This is a genomic window from Lentzea jiangxiensis, assembly GCF_900104175.1.
Classification (GTDB): domain Bacteria; phylum Actinomycetota; class Actinomycetes; order Mycobacteriales; family Pseudonocardiaceae; genus Lentzea; species Lentzea jiangxiensis.
Genome location: NZ_FNIX01000012.1, coordinates 190,028 through 202,624, shown reverse-complemented (window position 1 = coordinate 202,624; position 12,597 = coordinate 190,028). Strand labels below are relative to the sequence as shown.

10 protein-coding genes are annotated in these 12,597 nt (G+C 70.3%); 2 read left to right on the top strand and 8 right to left on the bottom strand.

The window, feature by feature from the left end; all coding sequences use genetic code 11:
* Window positions 1-108 precede the first annotated feature (108 nt).
* Both BLQ91_RS27265 and BLQ91_RS27260 read left to right on the top strand, forming a co-directional pair.
* On the top strand, window positions 109-1,353 hold the full coding sequence (locus BLQ91_RS27265; protein WP_090101131.1) for a cytochrome P450 family protein: 1,245 nt from the start codon (window positions 109-111) through the stop codon (window positions 1,351-1,353).
* Window positions 1,354-1,391: 38 nt separating this feature from the next.
* The gene (locus tag BLQ91_RS27260; RefSeq protein WP_090101129.1) at window positions 1,392-3,047 is read left to right on the top strand and encodes a carbamoyltransferase N-terminal domain-containing protein; all 1,656 of its coding nucleotides are present in this window, start codon (window positions 1,392-1,394) and stop codon (window positions 3,045-3,047) included.
* A gap of 4 nt (window positions 3,048-3,051) precedes the next feature.
* Here the strand turns inward: BLQ91_RS27260 and BLQ91_RS27255 are convergent, their stop codons facing one another.
* The 8 genes from BLQ91_RS27255 to BLQ91_RS27220 form a co-directional block, all read right to left on the bottom strand.
* Window positions 3,052-4,260 (bottom strand): 3-deoxy-7-phosphoheptulonate synthase class II, encoded by a 1,209-nt coding sequence (locus BLQ91_RS27255; RefSeq protein WP_090101127.1) that lies wholly within the window; start codon window positions 4,258-4,260, stop codon window positions 3,052-3,054.
* 264 nt (window positions 4,261-4,524) lie between these two features.
* Window positions 4,525-5,430 (bottom strand): AurF N-oxygenase family protein, encoded by a 906-nt coding sequence (locus BLQ91_RS27250; RefSeq protein ID WP_090101125.1) that lies wholly within the window; start codon window positions 5,428-5,430, stop codon window positions 4,525-4,527.
* A gap of 13 nt (window positions 5,431-5,443) precedes the next feature.
* Window positions 5,444-6,211 (bottom strand): aminotransferase class IV, encoded by a 768-nt coding sequence (locus BLQ91_RS27245; RefSeq protein ID WP_218130426.1) that lies wholly within the window; start codon window positions 6,209-6,211, stop codon window positions 5,444-5,446.
* Window positions 6,208-8,247 carry an aminodeoxychorismate synthase component I gene (gene pabB / locus BLQ91_RS27240; RefSeq protein ID WP_090101121.1) on the bottom strand — a complete coding sequence of 680 codons (2,040 nt, stop codon included), beginning with the start codon at window positions 8,245-8,247 and terminating at the stop codon, window positions 6,208-6,210. The genes BLQ91_RS27245 and pabB overlap by 4 nt, the downstream gene beginning before the upstream one ends.
* Window positions 8,244-9,083, bottom strand: a complete 840-nt coding sequence (locus BLQ91_RS27235) for an arylamine N-acetyltransferase family protein (protein ID WP_245733833.1) — start codon at window positions 9,081-9,083, stop codon at window positions 8,244-8,246. The genes pabB and BLQ91_RS27235 overlap by 4 nt, the downstream gene beginning before the upstream one ends.
* Window positions 9,080-9,988: a UbiA family prenyltransferase gene (locus BLQ91_RS27230; RefSeq protein ID WP_090101191.1), complete on the bottom strand. Its 909-nt coding sequence runs from the start codon at window positions 9,986-9,988 to the stop codon at window positions 9,080-9,082. Before BLQ91_RS27230 ends, BLQ91_RS27235 begins: the two co-directional genes overlap by 4 nt.
* Window positions 9,989-9,999: 11 nt before the next feature.
* Entirely contained in the window at window positions 10,000-11,130 is a 1,131-nt protein-coding gene (locus BLQ91_RS27225) for a cytochrome P450 (RefSeq protein ID WP_245733832.1), read from the bottom strand.
* A 62-nt stretch (window positions 11,131-11,192) separates the two neighbouring features.
* Window positions 11,193-12,230: a polyprenyl synthetase family protein gene (locus BLQ91_RS27220; RefSeq protein WP_218130425.1), complete on the bottom strand. Its 1,038-nt coding sequence runs from the start codon at window positions 12,228-12,230 to the stop codon at window positions 11,193-11,195.
* Window positions 12,231-12,597 lie beyond the last annotated feature (367 nt).

Genomic DNA, 12,597 nt, shown 5'->3' with positions numbered 1-12,597 from the left:
AGTCACGCGGTTCGCCCTGCGGTTGGGCTTTTTGATAAGCATCATTGCGGAGGCCGGTGGTACTTGATAGGGATTCCACGAGGACGCCTGCAATCAAGGATGTATCCCATGGACCGCGATTCCGCCCTTCTGGAACTCGACGACGCGTTCGTGCAGAACCCCTACGCGGTGTACGCGAAGCTCAGCGCCGAAGGCTCGGCGCACCGGGTGCGGATGCCTCCCGGGGTCCCGCTGATCGGCGGGCTGCCGGTCTGGGTCATCACCGGTTACGACGCCGTGCGCTCCGCGCTGGCGGACCCCCGGCTGAGCACCGACCTGAACAGGATCGACGGACTGTTCGCGCAGAAGGAGCCGGACCGCGGCAAGCGCGGCGGTTTCTCCTCGGTCATCGCCAGCCACATGATGCACAAGGATCCGCCCGACCACACCAGACTGCGCAAGCTCGTGAGCAAGGCCTTCACCGGCCGCGCCATCGCAGCGCTCCGGCCGGAGATCCAGAAGGTCACCGACGGACTGGTCGCCGCCCTCGCGGACCGCGACCCGGACGAGGCGGTGGACCTGCTGGACGCGTTCGCGTTCCCGCTGCCGATCCGGGTGATCTGCCTGCTGCTCGGCGTACCGGTCGAGGAGCAGGAGAACTTCAAGTCCTGGTCCGAGGCCCTCGTCTCGGGCAACTCCCCGGAAGAGGCCACCGCCGCGGCGACCGCGGTCGCCGAGTACCTCGGCGAACTGATCGGGCGCAAACGCCGCGGAACCGCCGACGACCTGCTCACCGCCCTGGTCTCGGCGCGCGACGTCGACGACCGGCTGACCGAGACGGAACTGATCTCGACGGCCTACCTGCTTTTCATCGCCGGTTTCGAGACCACCCTCAACGCCGTCGGCAACGGCACGCTCCACCTGATGCGGAACCTTCCCCAATGGGACGCACTGCGCGAGGACCGCTCGCTGCTCCCCGGCGCGGTCGAGGAGTTCCTGAGGCTGGAGAGCCCGCTGAAGCACGCGACCTTCCGCTGCGCGCGGGAGTCCCTGACCGTCGGTGACGTCGAGATCCCGGCAGGCGACTTCGTGCTGCTGGCGATCGCCTCCGCCAACCGCGACCCGGAGCGCTTCGCCGATCCGCACGCGCTGGACGTCCGCCGGTCCGCCACCGGCCACCTGGCCTTCGGGCACGGCGTCCACCACTGCCTCGGGGCACCGCTGGCCAGGGTGGAGGCGCAGATGGCGTTCGGCGCCCTGCTCGACGCGTTCCCCGCCATGAGGCTCGCCGCCGACCCGGAGGACCTGTGGTGGCGCAACAGCACGATCATTCGCGGGCTCGATTCACTGCCGGTACGGCTGAACCACCGTTAGACGATTTCTCACATCTCCGGAAAAGGTGCGGCTGACCAATGCGCATATGCGGAATCAAGGCATCACACGACGGCGGCGTCGCCGTCATCGAGGACGGTCGTCTTCTCTTCAGCTACGAGATCGAGAAGCTGCGGAACGGTGAACGGTACAGCTCTCTCGGAAACCTGGAACGCGTGACGGAGATCCTCGCCGCGGAGGGTCTGTCACCCGCCGACATCGACCAGTTCGTGGTCGACGGCTGGTACACGAAGGACGCCGCGGGGGAGACCGCCGTGACCGTGGACGCCGTCGGACTGCCGGTGCGGCTCCGAGTCGCGCCGTACCTCGAGACCCCCGGCGACGACGGTCCGTTGCAACGCCACACCTTCAGCGGCCACGGTCTGGGCGACTACGCCAGCTACACCCACGTCGCCAACCACCTGATCGGCACGTACTGCTCGAGCCCGTTCGCCGCCAGGGGTGAGGACGCGTTCGTCCTGGTCTGGGACGGCATCATCACGCCGCGCCTGTACCGGGTGCGGGCCGCGACCCGCGAGGTGGCCTTCGTCGAGGCCCTCATGCCCGTCTTCGGAGGCAGCTTCGCGGCCTTCTGCGCGCGGTTCGAGCCGTACCTGCCCGACACCGACGACATCGCGTCGGACCGGTTCATCCGCCACCACCTCTCCGTCGCAGGCAAGGCCATGGCCTACGCGGCCCAGGGCCGGGTCGAGACCGGTGCCTTCGGCGTCTTCGACGACCTGATGGCCGAGTTCCGCGACATCCCCGTCGACAGGGTGGGGATCCTGGGCGACAAGGTCGCCGCGAACCGGGACGAGCTGATGCCGGGCTTGTCCAACGCGGACCTCATCGCCACCTACCAGGCCTACCTCGGCCACAACCTGCTCGAGCGGCTCACCACGGCGGTGCGGAGGCGCTTCCCGGACGGCGGCCACAACCTGGTGCTCGGCGGCGGCTGCGCGCTGAACATCAAGTGGAACACCGCGATCCGTGCCAGCGGGGTCTTCCAGGAGGTCTTCGTCCCGCCCTTCCCCAACGACGCGGGAGCGGCGATCGGCACGGCGGCCTGCGAGATGTTCCGCAACGGCCGGACGGCGCTGGAGTGGGACGTCTACAGCGGACCGCGGATCACCACCGGCACCCTCCCCGGCGGGTGGAGCGCCCGGCCCTGCGACGAGCGGCAGCTGGCCGCTCTGCTGCACGCCGAGGACGAACCGGTGGTCGTCCTGTCCGGCCGGGCGGAGCTGGGTCCGCGAGCCCTGGGCAACCGCAGCATCATCGCGCCCGCGATCAGCACCCGGATGAAGGACCGGCTCAACGACATCAAGAACCGGGCCCAGTACCGGCCGGTCGCGCCCATCTGCCTGGAGGACCGCGCGCCGGAGGTCTTCGATCCCGGCACGCCCGATCCGTACATGATCTTCGAGCACCGCATGCGGCCCGGCTGGGCGGACCGCGTCCCGGCGATCGTCCACCTGGACGGCACCGCCCGGCTCCAGACCATCGCGTCCACCCAGGACACCGCCACGGTGCGCATCCTCACCGCCTACGCGGAGATCAGCGGAGTACCGGTGCTGTGCAACACCAGCGCGAACCTGGAGGGACGGGGCTTCTTCCCGGACGTCGAGTCGGCGGCCCGCTGGGGCGGCACCCGGTACATCTGGTCGGAGGGAACGCTGTACACGAACCAGGGATGACCGCTCACCAACGCGTCCGGCGCTCCGGCGTCGGACGCGGGGGGTGGAACATCCCGGCGACCAGGAAGGCCAGCTCCAGTGCCTGATCGGCGTTGAGGCGCGGGTCGCACGCCGACTCGTAGTTGCGGTGCAGGTCCTCGAGACCCAGCCCGTGACCGACGCACTCGGTCACGTCCTCACCGGTCATCTCCACGTGCAGGCCGCCCGCGTGGGTGCCGAGAGCCTCGTGCACCTCGAAGAAGCCGGCGACCTCGGCGACGACGTCGTCGAACCGCCGGGTCTTGTACCCGCCAGGCGCCTCGAAGGTGTTGCCGTGCATGGGATCGCACACCCACACCACGGGCGCGCCCGAGGCGGTGACCTTCTCCACGAGCTCCGGCAGCAGGTCCCGGACGCGGCCGGCTCCCATGCGCACGACGAACGTCAGCCTGCCCGGCCGGCGTCCGGGGTCGAGGCGGTCGACCAGGGCGAGCGCCTGCTCGGGTGTGGTGCTCGGGCCCAGCTTCACCGCGATGGGGTTGTCGATGGACGCGAAGTAGGCGACGTGGGCGCCGTCGAGCTGCCTGGTGCGGTCACCGATCCAGAGCAGGTGGCCACTGCCCGCGTACCGCCGGCCCGAGCGCCGGTCGCGGCGGGTCAGTGCTTCCTCGTAGTCGAGCAGCAGACCTTCATGACTGGCGAAGTGTTCCGTGCCGCTCGCGCGCAGAACGTCGATCGTGTACCGCGAGGCGTCGTACACGCGACGCAGCCGGGCCGGATCCGGCCGTCGTTCGGCCTCGGTGAAGCCGCTGCCGTTCACCGCGTCGCCGCGGTACACCGGCAAGGTCCGCCCGTCGACGGTCTCGGTCGGCCGGGACCGCGGCTTGGCGTACTGGCCCGCGATCCGGCCCACGGTGACCATGGGAAGCGCCGAGGCGGACGTGAGGACCACGGACATCTGCCGCAGCAGGCGCAGTGTGCGCCGGATCGCCCGCGCGGAGAGCCTGTCGAGACGTTCGGCGCAGTCGCCGCCCTGCAACAGGAACGCCCTGCCTTCCGCCACCCCGGCCAGACGTGCGGTGAGCGCGTCGCACTCCCGGGGTATGACGAGCGCGGGCGAGGCCACCAGGTCGCCGACCACCGCGTCGAGCACGGCCTCGTCGGGCCACGGTGGTCGTTGTCGGGCGACGAGCGCCCGCCAGTCCGGAACTGTGCCGACCGTGCCGTTGTTCATCGGGATCCCTTCGTGGACACCCCCGGCCTTCAGGCAGGGGAGGAAACGGACCCCTGCGGAGCAGGACAGGACGGGGTTTCGCCTCCAGGCGAAAGACCGTGCTCTGACTCCCGGGCTGGGTGGTGGGCGGAGCGGCTTGAAGAGTTGTTGCGCCCGGTCGGCGACAACCAAGTCGGCTGGGTCTGCCGCCGGGCTGCGAAGCAGAAGACTCGACCCGCGAGGGAAGAATCTCCGTGCTTCAGCTGGGAGAGAGGTCGACTGCCCTCACGTCTCGACGAGGTCGTGGCTGATGCCCAGGTCGTCGAGCAGCAGCTGCAACGGTCCGGTGTCCCGCTTGGGCACCGGCCGCGCCGCCGCCCACTCGCTCAGCTGGTCGGCGCCGATCTCGAAGCCGCCTTGGGCCGCGACGGCCACCCACGGCTCCAGGTCGGCGGAGCGAAACGCGGTCAGGCCGGTCACCAGCGCTTCGCGGAACATCTTCTGCTGCGCGCTGTCGAGGTTCCGGTACAGCGAGCCGCACAACTCGCGGAACACCACCGCGTGGCTGCTCTCGTCCCGCCGGTGCAGATCGGTGGTGATCCGGTTCATCGGCTGGATCTCGTGGGCGGTCGAGAGCGCGGAGAGGAACCCGCTGATCGTCGTCTCGGCGGCCAGGGAGAACGCGATGTCGACGATGTCGCGGTCGAAGCCGGACAGCCCGGCTCGGGCCGCGGCCCGTCCCCGGACCACCGACCAGACGCCCGGCGCGAACCGCACGTCCGCCATGTCCCGGCGCCGCCGCGTCACGCCGACAGCGTTGTGGCACATGAGGATGTGGTAGTGCTCGTCGATGATCGTCTGGTGCAGCGCGTCGACGGCGACGTCGTCACGGCGGACGGGGATCCGGTCCCGGAGCATCAACCGGCAGGCCGGCAGGATGATCTCGTCCTCGATGGCCGCGGTCTTCGCGTTGTAGGCGATCCACGCCGCGGACAGGACGCGCGCGCGGGCGTCCTTGTCGAGCTTCTCGGCCCCCGGCAACGCCAGCACCGGAACCAGGTGCTCGGGGAAGTCCGGCAGACCTGCGTCGAAGTGCCCGTCCAGGTCGAGCTCGTCCTTCTTGACGGCCACCCGCCTGCCCCAGCGACGGGTCAGCTGGACCAGCAGGTCGCGCTCGTAGGCAGAGGACATCGGTGAACCTCCTTCACGTGATCGGCACGGGGATCGAGGAGAGTGCCTCCAGGCGCGACTGCCAGCGCCCGGCCACCGCCAGGTCCGCCTCGTGGAAACGGCCCAGCCCCGCGGTGACGGGCCGGACGCCGTGCAGGGCGTTCACCGCCCACACAGGAACGTCCGCGAGATCCCGCGCGGTGGCCTGCTCGGTGACGACCGGATGCCCGGAGTCCACGGCGAGCTCTTCCAGCAGAGCGCGGGTGACCCCGGGCAGCACGAGGCCCGGTGGTGGCCCGCAGAGCGTGTCGCCGCGCCACCAGACGATGCTGGTGGTGGAGCCTTCGAGCACGTGCCCCTCCGGCGAGAGCAGCACCGCCTCGTCCGCTCCCGCCTCGGCCGCGGCAGCGCGCAGGGCGGTCAGGTGGTCGAGGTCGATGCCCTTGACGGCGGGGAGGCGCCGGCGGTCGGGTCCCGAGTTCCACACCCTGACCGATTCGGTGCGCGGGGGAGCGGGCCGCAGCCACAGCCGCAGCCGGGTCCGGGAGCAGGTCTCCACGAGTTCGACGCGCGGGAACCACCGGCCCCGTGCCGGCACCGACTCGGCGACCGCCCGCAGGAACCCGTCCGCTGCCGGTCCGGCGAACCGGGAGCAGGCCGCACCGAAGCGCCGGGCGTGCCGGCCGAGTCCCCGGACCCGGCCCTCGTCCACGAGCCACGAGTCGATGACCCGCACCGCCCCGGTGGCGTCGGACGGCGACCACCCGCCGTCGTCGTCCCACCACCGCCGGTCGGCGCTCATGGCGGGGAGCCGCCCGCGTCCGACACCGCGGGAGCACGCCACGCACGAAGTGATGCCGCCGCCTTGAGCAGCATCTCCTCGTACTCGTCCTGCGCGTCGGAGTCGAGCACGATCGCCCCGCCCGCACCGATGCTCAACCGGTCACCGACGCGGACAGCGGTGCGGATCACGATGTTCAGGTCGGTGCCGCCGGAGAGGCCGAAGTAGCCGAGGGTGCCGGAGTACACGCCCCTGGCCTCCGTCTCCAGACCGTCGATGATCTCCATGGTGCGCAGCTTCGGCGCCCCGGTCATCGAGCCGCCGGGGAAGCACTGCCGGACGCCGTCCATCGCGCTGACCCCGTCCTTGAGCCGGCCGTGGACGGTGGAGACCAGCTGGTGCATGGTCTGGTAGCTCTCGACGGCCAGGTACGGGTCGACGTCGATGCTGCCCACCTCGCACACCCGGCCCAGGTCGTTGCGCAGCAGGTCGACGATCATCAGGTTCTCGGCCTGCGTCTTGGCGCTCGACGCGAGGGTGGCGGCGATCTCGGCGTCGCGCACGGGATCGGCGTCGCGGGGGGCGGTGCCCTTGATCGGTTTGCTGGTGACCGTGCGATCCCGCTCGATGCGCAGGAACCGTTCGGGTGAGGAGCAGAAGACCGAGACGTCACCGAGGCGCACCAGCGCGGCGTACGGCGCCGGGTTCGCCCGGCGCAGCCGCCGGTAGAACGAGGAGTCGTCGTCGTGGAACGGCAGGTGCAGCTTGTTGGTCAGGCAGATCTCGTAGCTCTCGCCCAGGCGCAGCTGCCGCCGGCACTCCTCGATGTCCGCCAGATACCGGTCCCGGTCGCGGACGAGGTGCTCCTCGGCATCAGGAGGCGCGCACGGTTCCCCCGGGGGTTCGTCACCGGACGGACTGAGTCCGGTGAGGACGGTCGCCGTCCGGTCCACCCACTCCCGGGCGTCGCGCCTGGTCGCCCCGTCGTGCACGGCGACCAGGTAGGTCAGCCCCTCCTGGTGGTCGATCGCGACGATCCGGTCGGCGAACATCCAGGCGGCGTCCGGAGTTTCGGCGCTGTGGCGGTCCGCGGCGCCGCATTCCGCCTTGAGCTCGTACCCGAAGTAACCGACGTACCCACCGGTCAGGTCGAAGGGCAGGGTCGTGTCGGGAATGCGCCGCTCGCGCAGCCGCTGTTCCAGGAAGTCGAACACGGTGCCGGGGACGTCGCGCACCCCACCGGCGTCGCGCACCTCCACCGTCCCGCTGCCGGTGCGGTACGTCACGACCTCGCTGAGCGGCCCGGAGGTGTCGCCCAGGAACGAGAACCGGGACAGCCCCTGCTCGACCCGGCTGCTGTCGAGCCAGAAGCAGTGGGGGTTGCCGTCGAACAGTTCCAGGAAGATGGACTCGGCGTCGACGGCGGTCGGGACGACGGTGCTGACGAGACCCAGCTCCCCGGCCGGGGAGCTGCGGGCCTGGCGGCTCAGCTCGGCGAAGTTCCGCAGGATCTCCCTGCCGTACCCGGAGGCGACCGACTCGGGGTGGAACTGCACACCCCACTGCGGCAGGTCCCTGTGCCGCAACGCCATCAGCACGCCGTCGTCCGCCCACGCGATCGGGACGAGCTCCTCCGGCAGGGGCTCCTGCACGCTGAGCGAGTGGTAGCGCACCGCGACGAACTCACCGGGCACCCCGGCGAACAACGGGTCGCCGTCGTGGGAGACCTTGGCGAGGTGCCCGTGCCGCGGCTCGGGCGCGGCGGACACGGCCGCGCCCGCCAGGTGCCCGATGATCTGGTGTCCGAGGCAGACCCCCAGCACCGGCAACGTGGTGCGGCGCAGCAGGTCTTCGACGAGGCCGATGTCGCGGGAGTTCTGCGGCCGGCCGGGACCGGGGGAGACGACGATGTTGTCGAAGTCCTCCAGCCGCAGGTCGAGCAGTGCCGGGTCGTCGTTGACCACGACCGTCGGCTCGCGGCCGTTGATCCCGGCGATCAGCTGGAACAGGTTGTAGGTGTACGAGTCGTAGTTGTCCACCAGAAGTGTGCGCGTCATGGGCCGGCCAAGGTCTTCCGAAGAGTCTGGATGTCGTCCGGCTCCAAGGTGATCCCGAAGATCTCCTCGGGAGCGGACAGGGCCTCGGTGTCGTCGAGCTCGCGGAACGCGGTCGGCTCGCCCGGCCGGATCTCGGCGAGCACGGTGCCGGCGAGGAGGTGCCGCACCCCGGGCCGCGTGCGCTGGAGGATCATCCGGTGGTTGAACGGTGAGCGCGGGTGCGTGAGGCAGAAGTGGTTGAGGAGCTCGAAGTCCGACGGGTAGCGCGCGTCCGTGGTGAAGCCGTAGAGCTCCGCCGGTCCCTCCGGCCGCAGGAACCGCAGCACGTGTTCACCGGTCGGTTCGCGCACGAGGTCGAACGACCAGTCGCCGTCCAGCCGCGCGTTCTCCGCGAGCCGGATCGGCTCGTGCAGCCCGTGGGCACCGAAACTCACGTCGTGGAGCCAGCGTTCGCCGTCCAGCTCCACCAGCAGGGCCACGTGCAGGGCCGGCCCGAACTTGTTGCCGGTGCGGATCCGCGTCCTGCCGGCGAACGCCGTGAACGTGAACCCGATGCGGTCCAGCACGGCCGCCATCAGCACGACCTGTTCCAGGCACCAGCCTCCGCGGCCCTGCCGCACGATCTTCTCCTGGACGCTGTCCACGTCCAGCGGCACCGCCGTGCGCCCGAGCAGCGCGTCGAGGTTGTCGAAGGGGATCGCGCCGACATGGGCGGTGTGCAGTGCCCGCAGCGTGGAGAGGTCCGCGGCCACGCCGCCCCCGTGGCCCACGCGGGTCAGGTAGGCGTCCAGGTCGACGGCGCTTCCCCGCCACATCGAGTCAGTCACGTCGTTCATGTGAACTGCCCGGCGAGCACGGCCGCGAGAACGATCCAGCCGTAGTAGGTGTTGGCGACGAAGGTGTCCCAGCACGCCTTCGGATCGTCCAGGTCCACACGTGCGATCAGGTAGGCCAGGTAGATCCCCGCGAGCACGACGACGAGGTGGAACGCCCACCCGATCGAGGCCTGGGAACCGGCCCACAGCACACCGGCGACGCTGAGCACGGCGAAGACCGCCAGCCACGCCTTGGTGGCGTCGCCGAACAGCAGAGCCGACGACCTGACCCCGATCTTCCGGTCGTACTCCTTGTCCTGGTGGGAGTAGATCGCGTCGTGGATCAGGGTCCAGAAGGTCCCGGCGGCGTACAGGCCGTACACCGCCGGCGGGTAGTCGGCGTTCGCGGTCGCCGCCGTCCAGCCGACGAACACGTACGTGCTCATCACCAGCCCGAGGAACGCCGAGGGCCAGACGAAGAAGCGCTTCATGAAGGGGTACGCGATGATCAACGGGTAGGTGGCCAGAGCGACCAGGGCCGTCTCGACGTTCGCCACCGCGAGGACCAGCAACCCGACCAGGGCCTGTGCGGCCGCCCACAGGATCGCGTTGCGGACGCTGACCGTCCCCGCCGCGACGGGACGGGACACGGTGCGGGCGACGCGCGCGTCGATCTCCTTGTCGATCACGTCGTTGACCGCGCAGGCGAAGCCGCGGATCAGCACGGCTGCGACGGCGACGGCCGCCACAGCCGGCAGGTCCGCCCACAGCTGTGACCGTTCCCCTGAGGCGAGGACGACGGCCCACAGCGCCGGCAGCAGGTAGAGGAGGTACCCCGTCGGCCTGTCCAGTCGCATCAACAGCAGGTACGAGCGGATCGAGTCCGGGCTCTTCGTGACGACGCCCGCGGATATCTTGTGCAGCATCAGGTTCCCAATCACCAGGTCACCGGGAGTTCGACCAGACCGCCGATCAGCGTGTCGTGGCGCAGCCTCAACTCCTCCACGCCGACGGCCGGGCGCAGGGTCGGGAATCGCGCGACGAGCTGGGCGAGCACCACCTGCAGCTGCATCCGCGCCAGCGCCGCGCCCACGCAGTCGTAGGCGCCGTGGCCGAACGCGAGGCTGGCCGCGGTGTCGCGCGTGACATCGACGCGGTCGGGGTCGGTGAAGGCCGTCTCGTCGTGGTTGGCCGCGATGACGTTCAGCAGCACGAAGTCGCCGGTCCGGATGGTGACCCCGCCGATCTCGAAATCCGTCACCGCGTACCGGGGCATGCCGCCGTTGTGCGGGTTCGGCATCGACCTGCGCAGGGTCTCCTCGACGGCGGCGGGAACGAGGCCCGGGTCGTCGAGCAACGCCTGCCACTGCTCGGGGTTCGCCAGCAACAGCGACACGCAGGTGCCGATCCGGGCCACCGTGGTCTCATAACCGCCGAACAGCAACAAAGCCGTCAGTCCGAGGACCTCGTCGTCGGTGATGCCCTCGGTCGCGCAGATCCTGGAGATCGCGTCGTCGCCGGGGTTCTGCCGCTTGTCGGCGATGAGTCGCTTGCAGTAGCCGAACAACCCGCCCAGCCCCTGCTTCGACCTGACCGGGTCGCCGACATTGGCGGCGTCCTGCGTCCACTCGCCGAACTCGTCCTTGTCCTCCTGCGGCACGCCCAGCCACTCGCACATCACCTGGATCGGCAGCGAGAGCGCCACTGCCTGGCGCAGGTCCACCGGTGGTCGCCGCGCGGCCATCGCGTCCAGCAGCTGCCCGGTCTGCTTCTCGACGTAAGGCCGCAGCTCCGCCATCCGCGCGGGCGCGAAGTGCGGCTCCAGCAGGGCGCGCATCCGGACGTGGTCGGTGGCGAAGCCGCCCAGCAGGCTGGCGAGAAGCGCCGACCCGCCGTCCTTCGGCGCCGCCGGGTCGGGGTTCGAGCGGCTGAGCCGGTCGTCGTCGAGCAGCTGCCGCACCTCGGCGTGGCCCGTGACGAGCCAGGCCTCGACGCCGTCGGGAGTGCGCACCCGGTGGACCGTGCCCTGGGACTGGAGCTCGCGCAGCCCTGGCGCGAGTTGCAGCACGTTCGCCTGCTCGAGAGGCAGTTGAACCGGGGTACTCACTGACGACCTCCGGGAGTCACGGGTCATGCCGTGCGGTTGACGATGCGGTCGAACAAGGCGGTCAGCTCGGCGGTCGCGGCGGGGGACAGGCCGGCCCGCCCGAGGTCCTCCAGGGCCGACTCGAGGTGGTTGCGGGACCGCTGCTCGGCCCGGTGGCGGCCGCCGGACTCCTCGATCAGGTCGGCCATCTCCTGCAGGTGCGCCGCCGAGGTGCCGTCGGAGTGCCACAGCTCCCGCAGCCGCTCGCTGGGCGGGCCACCGGCGGACAACCCCGCCAGCACCGGGAAGGACGGGTTGCGTCGCCCGATGTCGCCCCGGACGGGCTTGCCGGTCACCGCGGGGTCGCCCCAGACGTCCTCGACGTCGTTGAAGATCTGGAAGGCGAGCCCCAGATGCCTGCCCGCGCCGCGCAGGGCGGTCAGGACGTGCTCCGGGCTGCCCGCCCGCAGTGCGGGCGTCACCAGTGCGCACTGCAGCAGCGCGGACGTCTTCTCCTCGAGGATCCGGTCGTACTCCGCGATGCCGGTGCCCGAACCCAGCCGGACGGTGAGCTCGCGGGACTGGCCGGAGAGAACGAGGCGGAGTGCTTCGGCGAACGCGCTGGAGATCTCCGCGCGGCAGGGTCCCGGGTCGTCGACGACCATCTGCAGGGCCAGAGCCTGCAGCGCGTCCCCGGCCAGGATGGCCGGACCGACGCCGAAAACCTTCCACGCCGCAGGACGGCCGCGACGCAGCTCGTCCGCGTCGATGATGTCGTCGTGGACCAGCGTCGAGTTGTGCAGCAACTCCAGTGCCGCCGCCGGAATCCGGACGTCCTCCGGCCGCAGGCCGACTCCCTGCGCCGCCGCCGTCATGAGGCTGGCGCGGGTCAGCTTGCCGCTCGCCGCACCGCTGGGGTCACCGTGTTCGTCGGTGAAGCCGAGGTGGTAGGAGCAGATGCGGGCCAGGGTCGGCTCCAGTGAGGAGATCTGCTGCCGCACGACGGGCAACACCGCCGCCCGCACCGCCCCCGGCGACAGGAGGGCCTGAAGCCCGGTCGACGAAGTGTCGAGTGTGCTCATCGGGATTTTCCTCCGGTGGTCGCACGCCTTCCCGATTCCTGGTCGGACCCGTACGCGTGGCGTTTGTGAATGGCACGCCGAAACTCTGCGGGCAATCTGGATCTCAGGTGGTGCTCGGAAATGTGGGCGGTAGCTCCGATCAGTATCCTGAACGACTTCTCCTGTTGGTGTCAACGACGCGGCGTGACCGGGCTCGACTTTAGGAAAAACCCCAAAGAAGACGGCGGAAAGGCTGGGTTGGACTATTCTGTGGATTGGTGGCTGCTGAGCGGCACCGAGTCGTGCGACTCCGGGCGCGCCAGGCCTGCCTCGGCCTGGCGGCCGAGCGATACAACACGACACCACTGATCGTCGCCGGGAATGGTTC

Coding starts and splice junctions, on each gene's coding strand:
- BLQ91_RS27265 (WP_090101131.1), top strand. CDS start 109: ATGGACCGCGATTCCGCCCTTCTGGAACTCGACGACGCGTTCGTGCAG.
- BLQ91_RS27220 (WP_218130425.1), bottom strand. CDS start 12,230: ATGAGCACACTCGACACTTCGTCGACCGGGCTTCAGGCCCTCCTGTCG.
- pabB (WP_090101121.1), bottom strand. CDS start 8,247: ATGACGCGCACACTTCTGGTGGACAACTACGACTCGTACACCTACAAC.
- BLQ91_RS27250 (WP_090101125.1), bottom strand. CDS start 5,430: ATGTCCTCTGCCTACGAGCGCGACCTGCTGGTCCAGCTGACCCGTCGC.
- BLQ91_RS27260 (WP_090101129.1), top strand. CDS start 1,392: ATGCGCATATGCGGAATCAAGGCATCACACGACGGCGGCGTCGCCGTC.
- BLQ91_RS27230 (WP_090101191.1), bottom strand. CDS start 9,988: ATGCTGCACAAGATATCCGCGGGCGTCGTCACGAAGAGCCCGGACTCG.
- BLQ91_RS27245 (WP_218130426.1), bottom strand. CDS start 6,211: ATGAGCGCCGACCGGCGGTGGTGGGACGACGACGGCGGGTGGTCGCCG.
- BLQ91_RS27235 (WP_245733833.1), bottom strand. CDS start 9,083: ATGAACGACGTGACTGACTCGATGTGGCGGGGAAGCGCCGTCGACCTG.
- BLQ91_RS27255 (WP_090101127.1), bottom strand. CDS start 4,260: ATGAACAACGGCACGGTCGGCACAGTTCCGGACTGGCGGGCGCTCGTC.